Origin of the sequence: Nonomuraea sp. MG754425 (assembly GCF_021699195.1) — a bacterium.
Lineage (GTDB): Bacteria > Actinomycetota > Actinomycetes > Streptosporangiales > Streptosporangiaceae > Nonomuraea.
Map to the genome: position 1 here is coordinate 30768 of NZ_SSXE01000211.1, position 19270 is coordinate 50037.

18 protein-coding genes are annotated in these 19270 nt (G+C 69.6%); 5 read left to right on the forward strand and 13 right to left on the reverse strand.

Annotated elements, in window-relative coordinates:
* From FAF44_RS44695 to FAF44_RS44725, 7 genes are all read right to left on the reverse strand, one after another.
* The coding region (locus tag FAF44_RS44695; protein WP_237109521.1) for a hypothetical protein at positions 1-193 on the reverse strand (193 nt) is incomplete at its 3' end.
* 43 nt (positions 194-236) lie between these two features.
* Positions 237-671 carry a DUF6294 family protein gene (locus tag FAF44_RS44700; protein WP_237109522.1) on the reverse strand — a complete coding sequence of 145 codons (435 nt, stop codon included), beginning with the start codon at positions 669-671 and terminating at the stop codon, positions 237-239.
* A gap of 61 nt (positions 672-732) precedes the next feature.
* On the reverse strand, positions 733-1446 hold the full coding sequence (locus FAF44_RS44705; RefSeq protein WP_237109523.1) for a hypothetical protein: 714 nt from the start codon (positions 1444-1446) through the stop codon (positions 733-735).
* A gap of 115 nt (positions 1447-1561) precedes the next feature.
* Positions 1562-2884, reverse strand: a complete 1323-nt coding sequence (locus FAF44_RS56155; protein WP_308193496.1) for a helix-turn-helix transcriptional regulator — start codon at positions 2882-2884, stop codon at positions 1562-1564.
* Positions 2885-3364: 480 nt separating this feature from the next.
* Complete coding sequence (locus FAF44_RS44715; protein WP_237109524.1) at positions 3365-3595, reverse strand: hypothetical protein; 231 nt, start codon at positions 3593-3595, stop codon at positions 3365-3367.
* 594 nt (positions 3596-4189) lie between these two features.
* Positions 4190-6607, reverse strand: coding sequence for a hypothetical protein (locus FAF44_RS44720; RefSeq protein ID WP_237109525.1), 2418 nt, complete (start codon positions 6605-6607; stop codon positions 4190-4192).
* A gap of 355 nt (positions 6608-6962) precedes the next feature.
* Positions 6963-7982, reverse strand: a complete 1020-nt coding sequence (locus FAF44_RS44725) for a hypothetical protein (protein ID WP_237109526.1) — start codon at positions 7980-7982, stop codon at positions 6963-6965.
* 595 nt (positions 7983-8577) lie between these two features.
* Here FAF44_RS44725 and FAF44_RS44730 point away from each other — a divergent pair.
* Positions 8578-10701: a PQQ-binding-like beta-propeller repeat protein gene (locus FAF44_RS44730; RefSeq protein ID WP_237109527.1), complete on the forward strand. Its 2124-nt coding sequence runs from the start codon at positions 8578-8580 to the stop codon at positions 10699-10701.
* Positions 10629-12731, forward strand: coding sequence for a protein kinase (locus tag FAF44_RS44735; RefSeq protein ID WP_272895884.1), 2103 nt, complete (start codon positions 10629-10631; stop codon positions 12729-12731). The genes FAF44_RS44730 and FAF44_RS44735 overlap by 73 nt, the downstream gene beginning before the upstream one ends.
* Before the next feature lie 331 nt (positions 12732-13062).
* Here the strand turns inward: FAF44_RS44735 and FAF44_RS44740 are convergent, their stop codons facing one another.
* The 5 genes from FAF44_RS44740 to FAF44_RS44760 all read right to left on the reverse strand — a co-directional run bounded on the left by FAF44_RS44740 (position 13063) and on the right by FAF44_RS44760 (position 16807).
* Positions 13063-13569 carry an alpha/beta fold hydrolase gene (locus tag FAF44_RS44740; RefSeq protein WP_368857792.1) on the reverse strand — a complete coding sequence of 169 codons (507 nt, stop codon included), beginning with the start codon at positions 13567-13569 and terminating at the stop codon, positions 13063-13065.
* Positions 13570-13955: 386 nt separating this feature from the next.
* Positions 13956-14468 carry a hypothetical protein gene (locus tag FAF44_RS44745; protein WP_237109530.1) on the reverse strand — a complete coding sequence of 171 codons (513 nt, stop codon included), beginning with the start codon at positions 14466-14468 and terminating at the stop codon, positions 13956-13958.
* Between the two features lie 476 nt (positions 14469-14944).
* A complete protein-coding gene (locus tag FAF44_RS44750; protein WP_237109531.1) occupies positions 14945-15085 on the reverse strand; it encodes a hypothetical protein in 141 nt (46 codons plus the stop codon).
* Between the two features lie 22 nt (positions 15086-15107).
* Complete coding sequence (locus FAF44_RS44755) at positions 15108-15770, reverse strand: NADPH-dependent F420 reductase (protein ID WP_237109532.1); 663 nt, start codon at positions 15768-15770, stop codon at positions 15108-15110.
* A complete protein-coding gene (locus tag FAF44_RS44760; RefSeq protein ID WP_237109533.1) occupies positions 15767-16807 on the reverse strand; it encodes an LLM class flavin-dependent oxidoreductase in 1041 nt (346 codons plus the stop codon). Before FAF44_RS44760 ends, FAF44_RS44755 begins: the two co-directional genes overlap by 4 nt.
* Before the next feature lie 74 nt (positions 16808-16881).
* Between FAF44_RS44760 and FAF44_RS44765 the strand changes: the two genes are divergently transcribed.
* The 3 genes from FAF44_RS44765 (at position 16882) to FAF44_RS44775 (ending at position 18425) form a co-directional block, all read left to right on the forward strand.
* Positions 16882-17340, forward strand: coding sequence for a MarR family winged helix-turn-helix transcriptional regulator (locus FAF44_RS44765; protein ID WP_237109534.1), 459 nt, complete (start codon positions 16882-16884; stop codon positions 17338-17340).
* Positions 17341-17685: 345 nt separating this feature from the next.
* A complete protein-coding gene (locus FAF44_RS44770) occupies positions 17686-18024 on the forward strand; it encodes a beta/gamma crystallin domain-containing protein (RefSeq protein ID WP_237109535.1) in 339 nt (112 codons plus the stop codon).
* Positions 18025-18212: 188 nt separating this feature from the next.
* Positions 18213-18425, forward strand: a complete 213-nt coding sequence (locus tag FAF44_RS44775) for a hypothetical protein (RefSeq protein ID WP_237109536.1) — start codon at positions 18213-18215, stop codon at positions 18423-18425.
* A gap of 382 nt (positions 18426-18807) precedes the next feature.
* On the opposite strand, the gene FAF44_RS44780 is transcribed toward FAF44_RS44775, so the two are convergent.
* A complete protein-coding gene (locus FAF44_RS44780) occupies positions 18808-19197 on the reverse strand; it encodes a MarR family winged helix-turn-helix transcriptional regulator (protein WP_237109537.1) in 390 nt (129 codons plus the stop codon).
* Positions 19198-19270 lie beyond the last annotated feature (73 nt).

Here is a 19270-nt window from a genome sequence, read left to right on the forward strand (position 1 = left end):
GGTTCTCCACCGCGGTCCGCTCACGGACCTTCGGGGTCACGCAGACGTGGTCGGCGGGCCGCGCCTCCCGCCAGACGAAGCCGGCCAGGCAGGTGTCCGAGCCCGGCTCGGTCAATGCGGCAGCGGCGGCGCAGGGAGCGGCGATCACAGCGGCGGCGGCCAGCGCGGCCATGGCGGCGGTGACGGACTTCATCATCTTCTCCTAGGTGGACGGTGGTGCGCAGAGTGATCGCGACTCAGCAATGCTTGCTCAGCGACATGTGCTCGACCAGGTCGAACAGATCCGGGTCGAACCGGCCGCCGGCGATCCAGCGGTATCTCCGGAACGGGACGGGCAGGTTCTTGACGAACTTGGTGCTGCTGCTCCCGGACACCCGCAGCTCGCCCAGCACGGCGCGATCCTCATCGAGCAACCGCGCCCACATCAGCCAGGCGTCGTCGCCGTCCGCGCTGAAGGCGGTGGCGTCGAGCCGCGCCGTGCCGTCCGAGTACAGCGTCCACTTGGCGCCGGGGACGATGCTGCAGTCGCCCGTCGTCATGGAACGGTTCCAGGTGAACGTCTTCTGATCGAGGGAGGCGGCGTTCGCCGTCTCCGTGGCCGGAAGCGCCAGGCCGATGGCGAGGGCGGCCAGGGCCACGAGCGTGCCCGCTGTCCTGCGTACGGGGGTCATGAAACGTTTCCTTTCTGCCGGTCGGAGTGAATCTTCGAGGCGGACTCTCATCCGCGCGGGGTCAGCGCCTACCGAGCGCGGCGCGAAGCCCGAACCAGCCGATGGCGGCCACAAGCGCAACCTGCAGCAGGTATCCGATCGCGGCGGCCACGGGGCTGGACGTCCCGGTCGGCAGCGCGACGAACACGACGACGAACACGACGCCCGCGATCGACAGCCACCGCGGCATCGCCTTCGACAGCAGCGTCCCGATGAGTGCGGCCAGCACGCCGGCCGCGATCGCGAGCTGGGAGCCGATGATCGCCGGAACGAGCAGGTCGAGATGCGCGTTCAGGAGGTCGAACAGCTCCCGTCCCTCGGGCTCCGGCAGCACCGCTGGATCGGCCGCGTAGGCGAACGGCAGCGCCTCCGCGGTGATCACCAGCGCGAACAGGATCCCGCCGACGCCGATCGGCACAGCGCCGAGCAGGTTCAGCACGCGGCCCCTGCCATGGGCGAGCAGCGCGATGAAGATCGCCGCGGTGACCCAGGAAACCGCGTGGCCAGGGCCGCCGAGGTACAGGTTCATCGGCCAGTACGCGCCGCCGAGCGCTCGCACGTCGTCGTACCGGACCGTGCCGTCGAAGGGAGGTTCCCAGAACGCGAAGCCGGTACGGGCCGCAAGCGAGACCAGCAGCAGGACGAAGAGCCCGACGAGAGCGACCCGCCGTGGAGCTGACGCGGCGGCGGGGGCGGACGGCGGTATTGCGGCCCCGGCGAGTTCGGGTGCGGTCACGGTCGTCTCTCCCCTTCGATCGATCAGTGAGACGGCGCTGTTCGCGCTGCTTCGATCATCAGAAGAGGGCGTGCGCACCGCATCGGTGCTAGCACCTATCTTGCGTTCGGCCTGTTCAGGGCCCCTGGCGCCGGTTCGCGGCGGCGTTGTCCAGCCAGATGCGCGCGGCCTGCACGCGGCGGTTCGTGCCGGCCTCCTGCTTGAGGTCGAGCTTGATGAAGATCGCGCGCAGGTGGGCGTCGACCGTGCGCTCGGAGACGACGAGCTGGGCCGCTATTCCGGCATTGCTGGCGCCCTCGGCGAGGACGGCGAGTACTTCCGCCTCGCGAGGTGTCAGGCCCGGGACCGGCATCGCGCCCGGCGGGGCCGGAACCTCCTCCTCGTCCGGAACCGGCCGCTCGCCGGAGGTCAGCACGCGGGCGAGCCGTCCGGTCCCGGCCCAGGCGCCTCCGACGACGACGAGCGTCACGGCCGCGACCGAGAGGGCGAGCGCCGTGGCGCCGAGCCGGACGCCGGGAGAAGCGATGAGCGTCCCGACACCGATCACGACGAGGGACGCGGCGACGAGCCCGGTGCCTCGTACGACGATCTCCACGTGCCGGGGCTCAACGCCGCCCCGTGCGGCAAGCACCGCGCAGGCCGCGCTGAACGCCGAGGCCCCGGCGAGGGTGACGAGGAACGCGGCCGAACCCAGCGACGGCTCCACGGCTCCGGGGTCGCGGGCGATGGCCAGCAGGAGGCAGAAACAGACGGTGAGCGGAGCGCCGGTCGTTCCGGCCGCGGCGACCCCGATCCGTGCGCGGGCGGCCCCCGCCGAGCCGAGCGCGGCACGCCACAGGCTGATCGGGATGAGCAGCAGAGCCAGCACGCCCAGCAGCGTGGCCAGGCCGCCGAGCGGCTCGAGCGCTGTCCGCCAAGACTCCGGCGCGATGGTCGGCAGGCCGGTGAACGGGTCGCTCGGCGTCGTCAGCAGGGAGTTCGCGAGCGTCACTGCGATGATCGCCCAGGCGAGGACCCGATGCGTCCACGGTGCCCTTTCGCCGGTCCGGATGGCCGCTGACGCGGCGAGCTGCATGAGCGCGAGCGGCGGGATCCAGGCCGAACTCCAGATCGCGACCGCGAGTGCGGCGGTCGGGTTCCCGGTCGCGACCGCCCACACCGCCCAGGCGGCCACGCCAAGGTAGGTCAGCAGGGCGACGCAGAGCCAGGCGGCGAGCGTGCCGGAACGCCGGTTGCCCGCCGCGGTGAGCCGGGTGGCGGCGACAGCCGCGCCTGTGGCTGCCGTCGCCAGCGCGAGCACGCCGACCGGGTCGGTGGGAAAGCCGCCGTGACCAGCCAGCCGGAGCCCGAGCAGGGCGGCCACCGCGGCGGCCCCGGCACCCCCGGCGGCCAGGGGCAGGAGCCGGCCCGCGAACGGTGGCCGGGCGATGACGGTCATCCTGGTCCCACCCTCTGCCTCGTCATGGGTAGTCGGGCGCAGAACCCGGAGGGCGGCCGTGCTCCGTGCCTGACAACCCCAGATAACTTGTCAGGGAATGTTCCCCGGAAGTCCACTTGCCTGACATGCCTGACGCCTTTTCGGCACCCCAGATAACCGAGCCGTCATCGGCAGAGGCTTCGTTCGGCGGTGGTGGTGAGTGTCGTCGCTGCAGCCTGGCGTGTTGTGGCTTGAGGGGTGTAGCCGAGCATCTCAGGGCGGCAGATCGAGGCGGGACAAGTAGCGGCTGTTCATGGCCCAGGTCAGGAAGGACTCGAGTGGCCCTGCATGGGGACTTGGGGTGGGTGGCGTGCCAAGCGTCCAGGCCGGCTTGCCGCCGATATCCCCGTTGGCGGCACTGTCGGCATCTCCGCAGAGGTCCGCGAAGAGGTCCGTCAGGACGTCTCGGACGTCCCGCGGGACGTCGACGCCGTCGGCATCTCACTCATAGGCGCCCACACCCAGGGCAGGAACGTAGGGGTTGTCCGATCGCTGGGCGACCGTGAAGAACATGGCGAACCGGGCGGTGAAGACCGAATCCAGCGGATGGCGGGAGGTGACCAGGGCGTAGCCCGCTTCGTCCTGCGCGACGAGTGCGTCGAAGCGGCCCGCTTCCGGTTGCCCGATTCGCCGCCGGCCGCTGACTCCATCATCGCTCTCCGATAATCCCACCGCCGGCCGCGCATCGACGGCGAGTCCGGCCGTGTGACGCAGGAGCCACCGGGCGGCCGGATCCTGCCGCGTTCTGCCGCGCGCCTGGCAGGCGAGCGCCGCAGCCGGTTCGTGGCTTCCCCTTGGCCTGGCGCCTGGATATCACCACGCCGCTGAAGGGTGACCCGGCTCCCTGTACCTGGTGGATGGCGACCGGCAGGACCGGGACCGTGCAGCGGCGCCGGTGCCGGCGTGGCCGATCGCGCCGGCTCGCCGATGGCAGTGTCGCCGGTCGCGGTCCGCATGCCTCGGCCGTTCCGAACGGTTCCCTCCGGAGCGGGCGCGACCCCCGGGGCCACATCGAGTCCCGGGTGGCGAACTGGTCGCCGCCGCCGCTGAGGTCCGCGCCCAGCACCCGTTCGCTCCCGCCCGGGCGGGTGGCAGACCTCTCGCGATGATCCGACGGAGGCGGGAACCGCAGGCGGCTGCCGCCTCCGTCGCCGTGAGAGCAGGAGCGAGGCGACGCTGCCGGCACCGTCCGATTCCGTATGCACCCGCCACCTGGCCGGTGGCGGGTGCCGGAACGGTCTCCCGGTCACCGACGCGGATGCCGGGTCACCTCACGTGGCAGGACTTCGGGTCCTTGCACGGCTTGGGTTTCGGTTTCGGGCAGTGCTTGCCGTGGCACGGCTTCTTCTCGACGGCGATGCGAGCCCGGGCCTGATTCGACCGGACGGCTCCGCCGTCGGCCGTGGCCACCGCGACGTTGACGACCTCACCTCGCTTCGCGTCGGCCCACGTGATCCGGTACCTGCCGGTGCAGACGATGCTGTCGCCCGGCTGTCCGGCCGGGGCGAGAGTGGTCGCCCTGCAGGTCACCCCGGTCACGCGGTCGTCGGCGAGGTCGATGTCCGTCAGCTCCGTGCTGCCGGTGTTGGTGACGGTGTAGGTGTACGTCACCGTCTGGCCCACCCGGTAGCGGCGGGAGCCGTCCACCGTCTTCGTGAGCCGCAGGCCCCGCTCCGCCCTGGCCCGCAGTGTGACGCTGTCGGGCGGCGACTCCACCCGGGTGCCGCCGGAGCGACCGCTCGCGGCGGCCAGGTTGACGACCGTCCCCCGTGCGGCGTCGGCGTCCGTGATGGTGTACCTGCCGGTGCAGGTCGTGGACGCGCCCGGGGCCAGCGTCGTGGCCTCGCAGGTCACGTCCGGTACGAGTTCGTCGGTGACGGCGATGTCCGTCAGTTCGGCGTTGCCGGTGTTGGTGACCCGGTAGGTGTAGGTCACCTCATCACCGGCCTCGTACACGCGGCCGGTGTCGGCCGACTTCTCCAGCCGCAGCCCCAACTCGGAGCTGACCAGCAGGGTGATGTCGTCGGGCGGTGACTCCACCCGGGTGCCGTTCGCCTGCCCGGTCGCGGTGGCGGTGTTGGTGACCGAACCGGCCGAGGCGTCGGCGTCCGTGATGGTGTACCTGCCGGTGCAGGTGGTGCTGTCGCCGGGCTGTCCGGCCGGGGCGAGGGTGGTCGTCTCGCAGGTCACCCCGGTCACGCGGTCGTCGGTGACGGCGACGCCCGTCAACTGCCGGGGGCCGGTGTTGGTGACGGTGTAGGTGTAGATGACCTCGTCACCGGCCCGGTAGACGTGGTTGTCGTCCGCCGACTTCTCCAACCGGATGCCAGGCCCGGACTGAACCTCCAGGGTGACGCTGTCAGGCGGTGATTCCACCCGGGTACCGTTCGCCTGCCCGGTCGCGGTGGCGGTGTTGGTGACCGAACCGGCCGAGGCGTCCGCCTGAGTGACGACGTACTCGCCGGTGCAGGTGATCGTCTCGCCCACGGCCAGCGTGTTCTGCGGGCAGATGATCTCGGTGACCCGGTCGTCGGTCACGGTCACGTTCGTCATCGGCACGCCGCCGGTGTTGGTCAGCACGTACTCGAACGGCACCCGCGTGCCCGGAGTCAGCGGGGTGGGTGGCGGCGGAGCCTGGGAGACCTGCTTGACCAGGTTGAGCTGCGGCAGCGCGGCCGCCGGGTGGACGGTGAGGTTCCGGATGAGGTGGACGTCGGTGAACAACCCGGTCGACGCGGCGAAACCGAACTTGTACGTGCTGGGCACCGGTCGGGGCGCGGGAGTCGACAACACCTGTTGCGCGCCGTTGCCGTCGTGGAAGTCGATCAGCACCGTGAGCAGCGGGTCGGGCGCCGGGGAGACCTCGACGGTCACCGTACGGCGCGAGGGGGCCAGCAGCGCCTCGGCCTCCTGCGGCGTGGCGTCCGCGGGCACCTCGGTGGTCGGCCCGTGCAACTCGCCCGGCAGAGTGGACGGCCAGGGCCCTGTCGTCGAGAAGTTGCTGGTGGTCGCGTCGAGGAAGCAGTAGCCGTCGATGTCGTCTCCCGGCCCGCGCACGGTCACCATGTTCGCGCCGGGCGCCGGGACCCGGAAGACGGTGCCGGCGGGGGAGCGGTCGGCGCAGCCGTTGCCGCGGTGCTCCCAGTCGCCGAAGTAGTTGCCGAGCACATCCAGGCCGACACCCACGTAACCGCGGTTCACCCCCGGGAGGAAGGTGGCGTCGGGGTTGTCGTCGGGCTGCTTCTGCGCGTAGCCGAGGCTGCCGCCGAAGGCTCCGGGCGCGGTCAGCGACGCGGCGCCGTCGATGAGGAAGAACGAGATGCCGTCGGCCGGTGGGTTCGTCGTGCCTCCGTACTGCCACTGGTCGAACGTGACGACCAGGCCCTGGTTCGCAGGGAGGGCATGGTTGTAGAGCACGGCGGCGGACTGGTCGTTGGAGGCGTCGGTGAGTCGCAGGTAACCGTACGGCGCGGCGTCGTCCGGCGGTACGGGGCCGGACGCCCCGGCCGGGCAACCGGTGAGCGGGTGGGTGCCGGGGCCAGTTGCCGGAGCCTGGGGCGCGCCGGTCAGGCAGGCGGGCCCGAACGCCTCGAACCCCGCGATCGCCTCGGCCCCGGTGAACGTCTCGTCCACCAGCGGTACGCCGACGGGCTGAGCGGCGGCCGGCTGCGCGAGCGGGGCCATGGCCGCAAGGGTGAGGCAGACCACCGGCAGTGCCGAAAACCTGGGAACTCCCATGAACACATCTCCAGGAGGCAAGATCGCAGAACTTTGGTCAGGGTTGTTCTGGGCGAGCCGGGGAGGCGGAACCGGGCGCACGCCCGTACGCCTCGCTTGCATGGCCGGAAGAACGCAAGACGGAAGGTCTGGAGCGTTGTTCGCACAGAACCTCGCTGCGGACCAGCCACTACATCGCGGATGTTGCGCACCCAAAGCTATCAATTATGCGAAATCCAGCTACCTGGATATGTGTCGGGCGATGACAAACGGATGTCATTTCTTCCGCAATAATCAAACACCTGATACAAGACATTTCCCGCTATATGGAATCGTCGTAGATCGTGTCGGCACCCGGCACCGGGTCGGCCCACCCAGCCGTTCCCAGCAGGGCAGACGCTCGACCCGCATACGATCGTCCGGCTCGTGGTGGGTCGAGCGCACCAGGTGCGACCAGGACGGACGCGGCGGGAACGCCACCCTCACCAGCGCCGGCCTGGCCCCTCTGGAGCAGGCGTGGCCCACGTTCCGGCGGGCCGAGAGCGCCCTCGCGCCAAGGGAGAAGACGCCCACGACGCCGACCGTCAGGCTGGCGGCGAACACCTGGCCCAGCTCGGCCCACTTGACGTCCATCGCGCAATTCTCGATCAGACGCCTGCCTGCTGCCGTGCGGCAGGCAGTTGACGGGCGGACCCTCGGGGAGCAGGCGCAAGACCTCCTCGGACACCCTTTCCCGCTCGCTCTCGTGCGGCAGGAACAGGAACATCCTGGCCAGCACGACCGCCTGGAAGACAACGGCCGGCACGCCCACCACGCCGTACCCCACACCCGTGACGGCTGTCGCGATCGAGTCGGGCAACAGCGGCATGAGCCGGTCCAGCCCCGGCCAGGCCAGCGCGGGCACCCCCAGCACGCCCACGAGCAGCGTGACCCCGGCGTACATCAGTCGCTCATCGGCCAGGCGATAGCCGCGGCCGAACGCCCGCCATCCCGACCGCCCTTCCAGGATCACGGCCGGCACAGCCAGCAGGAACGGCGCCGCCAACACCACGAACCCCGCCATGACGAGGATCGACAACCACAACTGAGCGGTCACCCACGCCACGCCGAGCCCGGCCGCCACGATCACCGCCCACCCGAGCAGCATGATCGCACCGGCCGCCAGCACGGCAGGCGCGCGCCGCAGCGCGGTCCGCAGCGCGACGGACGGCGACACGGAGCGGCCGAGTATCAACCCCGCCGCCATCAGCACCGTCGCGGGCAGCACCACGGCATGCGCGAGCATCGAGACGGCCACCATCGCGACCGTCCAGCCCACCAACGGCCCAGGGAGCGCGGACATCAGCGCGAACTACCCGCTGACCAGGCCACCCACCACGACGGCCGGCGGTAACGACGCGATGAGAGCGGGCCCCGCCAGGCGTGCCAGGTGCTGTCCCGTCTACCGGGCACTCTGCAACAGGACACTAGTACGCCATAACTGACCGACAGAGTCAGAGATCGTCATCCCGGAGATTCTGCCACCGGAGATCTTCGTCAACGCGATGCCCGGCTCAAACGGAGAGCCCAGGGAAAGAGACCATGGAAGCTTCGTACGATCGGGTTCTGGCCGCCGGTCCGCCAGGTCGCATCCAGGGTGACGACCCCTGCCCGGGAAGCCGATGTGAGCGGCGTAGTCCTCTTTCACCCGGTATACCTGCGCCCGGATCTGGAATGTGCACGCGGGCCCCTGCTGTGTGGTAGATCAGTCATCAACGCGATGATCTCTCGAACTGGCCGGTGCCGGACATGGGCGGGAAAGGAGAGCCAAGAGGAGGCCATTTCGTGATGCCATTGCGCATCCTGGAGAAAGTACGGGCGCGGCAGCGGGATCAACGGGCAACAGCCCGGTGGCGTTCTCTGCGAGCTTTCGGCGAGAACGGCATGGAGGAGGATGGATGCAGCCGCTCCAGGCTGACGATCCCGTTTACATAGCGGCATACCGGGTGCTGGCCCGGCTGGGTTCCGGCGGCATGGGCCGGGTTTACCTGGCGCGTTCCCCGGGTGGGCGCTGGGTCGCGCTGAAAGTCATCAGGCCGGAATTCGCCGAAGACACGGAGTTCCGTGCCCGGTTCCGCCGCGAGGTGGCGGCGGCTCGACTGGTCAGCGGAGCGTTCACCGCTCCGGTGTTGGACGCCGATTCCGAGGGGCCGGTGCCCTGGGTGGCGACCGTGTACGTGCCCGGTCCGTCGCTGCAGGAGGCGATCGACGCGCACGGGACGCTGACCGAGGCTGCGACCCGTGCGCTGGGTGCGGCTTTGGCCGAGGCACTGATGGCCGTGCACGACGCGGAGCTGGTACATCGGGATCTGAAACCCGCCAATGTGCTACTGGCCGCTGAGGGCCCACGAGTCATCGACTTCGGCATCAGCCGGGCCCTCGACGGCACGGCGTTGACGCTCCCCGGTGCGATCATCGGCACCCCCGCCTACATGTCGCCCGAGCACGTCCACGGTGACGTGTCCGCCGCGAGCGACGTGTCCGCCGCGAGCGACGTGTTCTCGCTCGCCGGCGTACTGGTCTTCGCGCTGACAGGGCGGGCACCGTTCGGTTCGGGGCCGACGGAAGCGCTGCTCTACCGGGTCGCCCGCTCGGAGCCTGTGCTCAACACGGTCCCGCACGGCCTGCTGCCGGTGGTGGCCGCATGCCTGGACAAAGACCCGCGCAGGCGGCCGACACCGCGAGAACTGCTCGATCTGCTGACCGACAACGCCCCGGTCGACCCGGTGAGCTGGCTCCCGGATGGCGTCCGCGCGGATCTGGCGCTCCGGGCGCGGCGGCTGTCCGAACTGGAGAACTCACCACCCGTCCTCCTCCCGAGCGCCTCGGAGACGGTAAGAGAAACGCGGCTGTCCGCTCACAACGGCATCGGCAGGCGCCGTGTGATCGCGCTGGCAGGCGGAACCGCGCTCGCCCTGGCAGGTGCGGGTACGGCCTGGCTTTCCGGCGCGTTCGACCGCCGCCCGAAGGAGGGCACGCCTCCCAGGGGACGCACGCTGGTGGAAAGCAAAACCGGCCCAGTCCCCAGATGGACCTTCACCCCCGAACTGCCGTCCGCGAACGCGCGGTTGGCCATCGGCGGTGGAACCGTCTACCTGGCATCTGGAGGGCTGGAGGCGATCGACCCGTCGACCGGGCGCCGGAGATGGCGGGCGCCGCGGATCATTTCGGGCCCTCCACTATCGGGGTCTCAGTTCTACGCTTTCGGCAGGCGCCACGACTTGCACGTGCTCGACGCTGCCACTGGCCGGCAGCAGCGCCTGATCGAGAGCGACGACCTGAAGGCGGCCTTCGCGGAGTCCTCCCGCTTAGAGATCATCGGCCGGTCCGGCGGCCTGCTCTGGGTCTCGTCCTTCAATCTCTGGGTGGCCGTCTTCGACACCCGTCAGGGCAGATTTGTCTGGAAAAAGAAGCTGGCCGATCCGGATGCCGATGTGTTCGCCGCCATCGCCGTCGACGAGGACGCCTGCTACGTCCGGGAGAGCCAGGCTCTCTTCGCGCTCGCCCTCAAGGAAGGGCGGGAGATGTGGCGTATCCCGATCGCCAAGGGCACCGGTCCGCTGAGCCTGGTCAGGTCCGGCGGCTCCCTCTTCACCAGCACGCCCGAGGGCGTGGTCGCATTCGATCCCGCAGGACGGCGACTGTGGACGAGCCGCACCCAGGAGACCTCATCTGCCTTCCCGGTGATCGAAGACGTCGCGATGGGTGGACGCACCTTGTGCAGCGTTCTGGGTGACACCGTCGTCGCGCTGGATCCGGCGAGCGGTGCGCATCGCTGGCGCGCCCGCAGCCCTGCGCCGATCTCCTTGGTCCGGGGGCTGGCCGTGTCCTCGGCAGTGGTGGCCGCGCCGTTCGACAACCACGCCACTTCAGCCGGCGTCACCGTGCTGGACGCCGGGACGGGCGCGCCCCGGTGGAGCGTGCAGACCCCCGGCGACCAGTCCACCCAATGGATCTTGGCCGCGGACGGTTCGTCCGTCTTCGCCTTCGACGGCATCCGCCTTCACGCCTTCCCCGCCTGACGCAGACATCCTCAGGAGCGCACGCGTTGCATCCCCTCGAACCAGGAGACCCGCACAACATAGGCTCGTACACTCTGCTCGCCCGACTGGGCTCGGGCGGCATGGGGGTGGTGTTCCTCGCCCGTTCACGTGGGGGCCGGGCTGTCGCGGTCAAGGTGATCCGGCCGGACCTGGCCGACCAATCCGGATTCCGCGCCAGGTTCGCCAGGGAGATCGCATCGGCCCGCCGGGTCGGTGGCGTGTTCACCTGCGCGGTCCTCGATGCCGACGCCGACGCACCCCGGCCGTGGCTGGCAACGGAATACATCGCAGGTCCGTCGCTGCAACAGGCAGTCGATGCCCACGGCCCGCTGCCGCCGGACGCCCTGCACCGACTGGCGGCCGGCCTGGCCGAGGCGTTGTCGTCCATCCATGCCGCCGGCGTTGTGCACCGCGACCTCAAGCCGTCCAACGTCCTGCTGGCGGGTGACGGCCCCAGGGTGATCGACTTCGGCATCGCCCGCCTCGTGAACGAGAGCACACTGACCGCCACGAAGGGAATCGTCGGCTCGGCCGGGTACCTGGCGCCCGAACTGGTCGTCGGAACCGAGGCCGGCCCGGCGAGCGACGTCTTCTCCCTCGGCGCCGTGCTGGCCTTCGCCGCGACCGGCCGGGGGCCATTCGGCACCGGGCCCGCTCCGGTGATGCTGCATCGCGTCGTGCACGAGCCCGCGGACCTGGCGGCGGTTCCCCCCGGCGCGCTACGCGAGGTCATGTCCGCATGCCTCGACAAGGACCCGCGCCGCCGGCCCCTTCCCCGCGATGTGCTCGGCGGGCCGGTTCCCGAGCCGGTGACCTGGCCGTCAGGACCGCTGAACGGCGACATTCAGGCCCGCCAAACCCAACTGACGACGCTGCTGGCACGACAGCGGCCCGCGACGGGACGCCGCCGGTTCCTCACCATCGCCCTGGCCGGCATGGGGGTCGCGGTCGCCGGCGGGGGCGGTGCCACAGTGTGGGCAAGGTGGCAGGAAAACGCGCCGGTCGAGCGGAAATGGCAGCTACGCGCGGCGACCATGCATACGTATCCGCAGCTCAGGATCGATGACACCTTGCTCTATTTGGATGACGAGACTCTGCATGCGGTCGACACGGAGAGCGGCAGGCAACTGTGGAACCACCCCGCCGGGAGGGGCTCGAACACGCCGCCGATCGTGGCCGCCCCGTCATCGGTTCTGCTTTGTGACGTGAGCGGCGTTGATGCGGTCGATTTGGCCACAGGTAGCGCGCGCCATGTCTTCGAACCACTGAAATTCGATCCCCCCAACGACGTTCTGGGCCTGCGGAACGGTGTCATCCTCCTGCTGGAGGACTCCAGCGGCTCCAGCGAGTCGCTCATCGCCAGGACGCTGGCCGACGGCGCGGCACAGTGGTCCCTTCCTGTCGAGTTGCGCCCTGGGGCCACGTTCGCCCTCTCCGGAGACCGGCTGTTCTTCGTTGACGCGCGGTACCGGCTGCTGGCCGTCAACGTGAGCGACGGCTCCGTCATCTGGCGGCACCAGGCCAATGACACGGCCGGGCCTGTGCTGGCGGACGGGGACGCCACCTATCTCAAGTACAAATCGGGGATACAGGCATTCGATGCCGCGACCGGCAGGGCACGATGGAACTACAGCAACCGAGGCGAGATCTCCGGCCTCACCTTGTCCCAGGGATCGCTTTACGGGATCGGTGGCACAGCGTTCTCCATCGACGCGGCCACCGGACGACCACGATGGACGAGCAGCACCAGGGCCGGAGCACGGCCGAGCGCTCCGGTGATCTGTTCCGGAATCATGTTCGCGGGGATCTCGCGTTCGTTCGGGCCGCAACCGGACGCGGTCGACGGCGGCGTGTTCGGCTGGGACGCCGCCACCGGAGAACTCGTCTGGCGTTATCCGCATTCTCAGGGCGCCACTCCCGATGATGACCGCGATTGGCGGCTGGTCACCGGACGCGACATGGTTTTCGCGGCCAATGCCGCCGACCTGCTCGCTTTCAAGGTCGGCTGACGGCCGGGGCCTGCCTCACGGCGGGCGGGCGGTGTGTGGCTCGCGCGCAGGGCCACCCAAACACTGCTGGACGATGTGCCTGCCGCGTCGTAAGCGGCCGGCCGGAGCCGCCGGTGCCGACCGGCTCCAGGTAGACCTGTGTCAGGTGCCGCTCAAGGCGGGGCAGCCGCAGGTACTCCCAGCCGATCCCCGGGCCCGCCCGGATGGACCAGGCAGAGCGGGCCGGAGTCTTTGACGTGCCGGCGATGCGGGTGTCACGGCATGGCTGTCCGCCCGCATCAGGCCGTGGCGCCCGGCCCGTGCGGGCACCGGGCGCTGGGGGTTGCCGGCGTCAGGCGGCGGCCTGGCGGACGAGGTCGGCGACCGAGGCCGCCTGGGAGACGTACACGGCGTGGCTGCCGATCACTTCGACCGTGGAGGCGCCGGCGCGCTCGGCCATGGCCCGCTGGGCAGGCGGTGGGATCATCCGGTCCTCGGTCGCCACCAGATACCAGGCCGGCTTGTGCCGCCAGGCGGGTTCGGTGACCGCGCCGCCGAGGGCGTCCACACCCCACGGGACCTGCGCGTCTGCCAGGAAAGCGGCCTGCTGCGCGGGCAGGTCGGCGGCGAAGGAGCCGTGGAACTTGTCCCGGTCGAGGAAGAGGAAGCCGTTGACGGGCGGGAGGATCGGCGGCACCGGTGCGCCGGGTGGCGGGTCGGCGATGCTTTTTTCAAGAACGCCAGCTTCTCGCGCAACTCGGCGTTCTCCCGCTCCAGCTCCCGGATCCGCGCCCGCTCCGGCCCGGAAACCGGCTGCTGCACGTCCTCGTCGTGGACTATCCGATGCCGGGTTACCCAGCTGCCCAGGGTGCTGGCGTTGATCCCGAACTCCGTTCGGCGGCCGGGCAGTCCAGTAGGGCCCAGCAGACCGGCCCGTCCCATCGACTGAACGCGGGCATCTCGTCGGCGTCGGGGATCGGACACATCAGCAGCACGGGGTGACCGGCCCGGCGCACCATGGTCACGATACGTTGCCACATCCGGTCGTAGGCAGGCCAGATCGGCGCTGCTTCCGGCTCCGCGATCGGCACGCCGATCAGCTCACCGTCCTCGAGCAACTCGTCTTGGTCGGCGATCTGCTGGCTGGCAGGCCATCGGCCGGGAGCTTCGGTGTGGTCTTCTACCGGGCTGGGCTGGCGTTCTCCGCCAGAACCCGGTGAGGAGCTGAATGCCCTACGGGTCAGCTCAGCAGCCGTACCACCCGGCGTAGGCGTCCCACTTGCCGTTCTTGGTGAATTCTGCGCTCTTGCCCTTGTTGATCGTGGTGCACTTCGAGTCGGGCATAAAGGCCCCCCTCCAGTCCACCTTGAGCTTCTTCTTGCTGGCGCAGTTGTTCGTGATCTTCACCCAGTGGTGATAGTACTTTCCGAAGGCGGTCTCCTCGTAGAAGGTCCTCCCATGCTGGACCTTGACGCAGGAGGGCGCGGCGTTGGCCGCCGGAGCGGCGGCGGCCGATGTGGCGACAGTCATGGTGAGCACAGCTGCCGCCACAGCTGCGGCTCGGATGAAGGCACGGGAATCCATCGTTCTCCTTGGGGATATCGCGGCGATTTTGGATGCTGCCGGTTGGGCAGCAAGAAACGCCCGCCACATGCGGGTTGTTAACACGGCCGACGCTAGCGAGGGGCGGTATATCGCGGGTATGGCAGTGATTCGGGCAAGGCCAGGCCGGATACCCGCTTCGTCGACCTCGACCACGCTCAACCGCTACACGCACGCGTCGCCCGAGGGTCTGTAGTGCCGAGTCAACAATCGCCTCTGGAGTGGATCTCCAGCTCAGGGAGGGGGAAGTGCTCAAGATCGGCGGGTCCTGATGGGGCCGAGGCGGGCGGGGTGCGCGCAGTGCGTTTCAATCCCAGGTCGGAGAGCTGATCCTCGTGCCAGATGCGTGCCAGAACGAACGGCAGGTCAAGGTCATTCAGGGCCACTCACGGCCACTCGTCGCGGTCTGACCAGGACCCCCGTTCTCCCCGCTCAGGACACCAAGATCAGTAGCCGGTTCCCAAGCTGACAGCGCGGGTTCGATTCCCGTCACCCGTTCCAATAGTTCTGTCCAGGAGAACAGAGCCCAGCTATGTGTTGGTCACTGCTGGCGTGCCTCCTCAAGGAGCTTCGTCTCCACGACCCCATCGAGCGCTCGCTGGAGTTTCGCGACGCGTAACACCAGGCGAGACTCACCCTGGGTAACTGATCATCAAGAGTGAGTCAGAGCCCATGAACCCGGCGGCGGACGCGGCCGACTTCTGCTCGAACAGGGAAAGGACCAGTTCGGCCACCTCGGGGGTGGCGTGACCGGTACTGATGGGGTGGGACATCCTGCCTCCTTTGCCGGGATTCTCAGCGGCGGGCCCGGCCGCGGTCAGATTCGGGGAAGCGCTCCAGCCTGGCCCGGACCTCGGCGGCGTCGACGTCGGCTCCGAACAGGGCGGTTCCGGGCTCGAACCGCACGCCCTCGGCGAGCGGTCCCGCCACGACCGGGTCGAAGCCGAGCGCGTCGACCAGGGTGGCGACGGTGTCGAGGTCTGCCGGGTCGTCTCCGGCGATGGCGATGGCCTTGCGGCCTGGGCTGCCCGCGGGGCGGGCCTCGTCCTCCAGGTCGTGGTAGCCCAGGTGGTTGAAGGCCTTCACGACGCGGGACCCGGCCAGGAAAGCCTGCACGATCTCGCTGGAGGACGTCGCCGGGTCGGTGAGGTCGTCGCGGACGCCGTCGACCTCCCACCAGTAGTTCATCGCGTCGACGACGAGCTTGCCGCGCAGTTCGGCCGCGGGCACCGTGCGGTATCTGCCGAGTGGCAGCGCGAGGATGACGAGGTCGGCGCGCGCCGCGGCGTCGGCCGCCGTGGTGGCGACCGCGCCGGGCGTGAGCACGTCGATCGTGAGCGCGATCTTCGCCGGGTCGCCCGACCCGGCGATGAGCACCTTGTGGCCCGCGGCCAGCGCGAGCCTGGCCAGCACGGTGCCGACCTTGCCCGCGCCGAGGATGCCGATGGTCTCGTTCACCGGTCGCTCTTTTCGAGCAGGTCGCGGACCATCGGGATGACGGCCGTGCCGTACAGCTCGACGGCCCGCAGGCGGGCGCTCGCCGGTTGCGAGCCCGCGGTGTAGATGAGGTCGAAGCGGCCGACGCCGAGGCTGACGACCGCGTCGGCGATTTTGCGGGCGACGGTCTCCGGCGAGCCGATGTAGAGAGAGCCGTGCTCCACCTCGGCGTCGTACTCCTCGCGGCGGATCGGTTGCCAGCCGCGCAGCGCGCCGATCCGGTCGCGCAGGACCCGGTAGTGCGGCCAGAACACCTCCCTGGCCTCCTCGTCGGTGTCGGCGACGAATCCGGGCGAGTGCATGCCGACCGGGTGCGCGGTGGTGCCGAGTTGCTCGGTGGCGCGCCGGTACAGCTCGAGATAGGGGGCGAACCGCTTGGCGGGGCCGCCGATGATGGCCAGCATGAGCGGCAGGCCGTACGTCGCGGTGCGGACGACCGACTGCGGCGAACCGCCGACGCCGACCCAGGTGGGCAGGCGGCCCGATGCGGTCTTCGGGAAGACGTCGGCATCCTCGAGCGAGGGCCGCAGCCTGCCCTTCCAGGTGACGGGGCGCTCGTCCAGCAGCTTGGCGAACAGATCCAGCTTCTCCTCGAACAGCTCGTCGTAGTCGGCCATGTCGTAGCCGAACAGCGGGAACGACTCGGTGAACGAGCCGCGGCCGAGGATGACCTCGGCGCGGCCGTTCGAGAGCGCGTCGACGGTGGCGAAGCGCTGGAACACCCGGACCGGGTCGTCGGAGCTCAGCACGGTGACGCCCGAGGACAGCCGGATCCGCTCGGTGCGCGTCGCGATCCCGGCCAGTACGGTCTCGGGCGTCGAGATCGCGAACTCGGGGCGATGGTGCTCGCCGAGCGCGATGACGTCGACGCCGAGCTCGTCGGCCAGCACCGCCTCCTTCAGCACCTGGCGGATCGCCTCGGGGTGGGTCATCAGCTCGCCGTGGTCGTCCTCCGGCAGGTCGCCGAAGGTGTCCAGGCCGAACACCAGATCAGACATGACGGGCCTCCTCCACATGTGATTGATACGTCAATTATGTATGATGTGATTGACATGTCAATCAGGAGGCGGAGATGGCACGCAAGCGCAGCCTGCCCACGGCCGATGAGCTGCGGGTATGGCGGGATTACATCGAAACGGCCGAGGCGCTCAGGGCGGTGATCTCGGCTCGGCTGCAGAGCGATTCCGCGCTCTCGGCCGGCGACTACGCGGTGCTGCTGGCGTTGAGCGAGGCGCAGGGCCATCGGATGCGGTCCTCCGATCTGGCGGCACACATCAACTGGGAACGCAGTCGCCTGTCGCACCACCTGGGGCGGATGGAGCGGCGTGGGCTGATCGCGCGGGAAGACTGCGTCACCGACAGCCGGGGAGCGGAGGTGGTGCTGGTCGCCGCGGGTGCCGAGGCGTTCCAGGGGGCCACGGTGCCGCATCTGCGGGCGGTACGGGAGTTGTTCGTCGACGCTCTGACGGCCGAGCAACTCGACGCGGCCGGGGAGGTCGCCGCGGCGCTCCGCGCACACACGATCTCCTGAGCGATCGCGGCCCGGAGCCGGCCGATCCGAGCGGCCGTGTCAGGCCCGCCGATGCCGACCATGATGCCCGGCTTCGGTGGCCTGGCGGGCGGTGCGGCGGCGCTCGGCAGCAGCGCGGGCGGTCGCGTGGATCCGGCCGCGTCAGCGCATCGACTTGACAGGTGATCGCCGGCCTCGCAACCTGGCTCGCCGAACCGTCGACAGGCTGACCTCGCCCGCCCAACGACAGGCCACAACAACGTTTCGTCGCAGCTAGTAGCCAATCAACTACGTTGCGTTCATGGTTGGTGAAGGGTGGCGCCTGCCACCCCCCTCGCACCCCAGAACTGAAAAGGAATCCCGATCATGCGACGCGCTCTGACCGTTCTGGCTACCTTCGCCGCAGCCGCCACCATCACTGTCACCATTCCGGCCGGCCCCGCTTTCGCCATCAACGAAGTCGAATGCCGCGCCGGCGAGAACTTTCTGAAGATCTGGTCGCACATGAGTGGCCGCGACCGCGTCAGATGCTTCGCAAACCGCGGAAAGATGAACTTCGGCGGATGGTGGGTCGACCGAATCTCCACCGGCAACAACGACCTGATCTACAGCGACAACAACGGCGACTCGGTGAGGATCAACCGCTGGACCGACATCAGCTACCCGAACCGCCCTCCGAAGGTCGACGCCATCGAGATCCTGTGACGCGCTGACATCCGGCTGCGCCCCAGCCGCGCGATCCTCACCCAGGTCGCCTCGGCCAGGGTGGTGAAGTCGATCTCGGGCAGATCGGGGTCGAAGTCGTCGGGGCGCAGCCGCAGCACGTCGGTGGCATACAGGCCGACCCGGCGGATACCCGGCAGGATGGACGATGGGGGAGAGGGGCGGGCCGGATGGCGCCGGTCTGGTCGCTGACGCTGCCCGCCGTGGCCGTGGTCGGCGCGGCCGCCGCCTCGGTGAGCACCACCAGCACGCTCGGCGTGACCGCCGCGGCCGTGGCGGCGATCGGCCTCGCGGCCGGGTTGTATGCCGCCGGCCGCCGCAATCCGGTGCACGCGGGCAACGTCAACGAACTGCCTGCCGCACGGCAGCAGGCAGGCGTCTGATCGAGGATCGCGCGATGGACGTCAAGTGGGCCGAGCTGAGCCAGGTGTTCGCCGCCAGCCTGACGGTCGGCGTCGTGGACGTGGGCGTCTTCTCCCTTGGCGCGATGGCGCTCTCGGCCCGCGCGTGAACACCACCGCGGCCACGACCTTGGCGCCCTGGCCGTGGCCGCGGGGTGTTTCAGCATGTGCGCGGCGGTGGTGGGTCACGGCCTCTACCTGATCGTGCCGCAGTTCCACTGACAGGCGTTCACCAACGCCACGCCCTCGCTACAGCATGGGACATGTCGGTCGTTCTGGTCAGGTTGGGTGGGGCGCGTCTCGAGCGGCTGCGACGTGCCGGAGCGTGGCCGTGAGCTGAGTAAGGTCTTGGCCCCTGAAGTGGTCAATGAGAGTGCCGTCGCACGCTGACCAGGAACGTGGGCCACGCCTGCTCCAGACGGGCCAGGCCGGCGTCGGTGAGGGTGGCGTTCCAGCCGCGTCCGTCCTGGTCGCACTTGGTGCGCTCGACCCAGCCACTCTTCTCCAGCCGGGTGACGACGCGGGTCATCCCGCTGAGGGTGATGTTGCAGGTGGCGGCGAGGTCGCCCATCCGCATGGCGCGTCCGGGGGCTTCGGACAGGTGCATCAGGGGCGTGTACTCGGAGAGCGGAAGCCCGGCCTCACGAACGATGTCGGCGTCGACCGCGCGCGGTAGCGCCAGCATGACGCGGCTCAGTTCGCGGACGAACGCCTCCTCGGTCGCGGAGTGGAGTTGCCCCGGTTCGATAGACACATCAGGGCTTGCGACTACGCGGCAGCATAGTCGAGGTCTTGGGCGTTCTTGAGCGTGTGTCGACGTTCGTATT

What these genes read in the sequence shown, in the direction of transcription:
- FAF44_RS44700 (WP_237109522.1), bottom strand. Translation starts at nt 671, where the DNA reads ATGACCCCCGTACGCAGGACAGCGGGCACGCTCGTGGCCCTGGCCGCC.
- FAF44_RS56155 (WP_308193496.1), bottom strand. Translation starts at nt 2,884, where the DNA reads ATGACCGTCATCGCCCGGCCACCGTTCGCGGGCCGGCTCCTGCCCCTG.
- FAF44_RS44720 (WP_237109525.1), bottom strand. Translation starts at nt 6,607, where the DNA reads ATGGCCCCGCTCGCGCAGCCGGCCGCCGCTCAGCCCGTCGGCGTACCG.
- FAF44_RS44725 (WP_237109526.1), bottom strand. Translation starts at nt 7,982, where the DNA reads ATGTCCGCGCTCCCTGGGCCGTTGGTGGGCTGGACGGTCGCGATGGTG.
- FAF44_RS44730 (WP_237109527.1), top strand. Translation starts at nt 8,578, where the DNA reads ATGCAGCCGCTCCAGGCTGACGATCCCGTTTACATAGCGGCATACCGG.
- FAF44_RS44735 (WP_272895884.1), top strand. Translation starts at nt 10,629, where the DNA reads ATGGATCTTGGCCGCGGACGGTTCGTCCGTCTTCGCCTTCGACGGCAT.
- FAF44_RS44750 (WP_237109531.1), bottom strand. Translation starts at nt 15,085, where the DNA reads ATGTCCCACCCCATCAGTACCGGTCACGCCACCCCCGAGGTGGCCGAA.
- FAF44_RS44760 (WP_237109533.1), bottom strand. Translation starts at nt 16,807, where the DNA reads ATGTCTGATCTGGTGTTCGGCCTGGACACCTTCGGCGACCTGCCGGAG.
- FAF44_RS44765 (WP_237109534.1), top strand. Translation starts at nt 16,882, where the DNA reads ATGGCACGCAAGCGCAGCCTGCCCACGGCCGATGAGCTGCGGGTATGG.
- FAF44_RS44770 (WP_237109535.1), top strand. Translation starts at nt 17,686, where the DNA reads ATGCGACGCGCTCTGACCGTTCTGGCTACCTTCGCCGCAGCCGCCACC.
- FAF44_RS44775 (WP_237109536.1), top strand. Translation starts at nt 18,213, where the DNA reads ATGGCGCCGGTCTGGTCGCTGACGCTGCCCGCCGTGGCCGTGGTCGGC.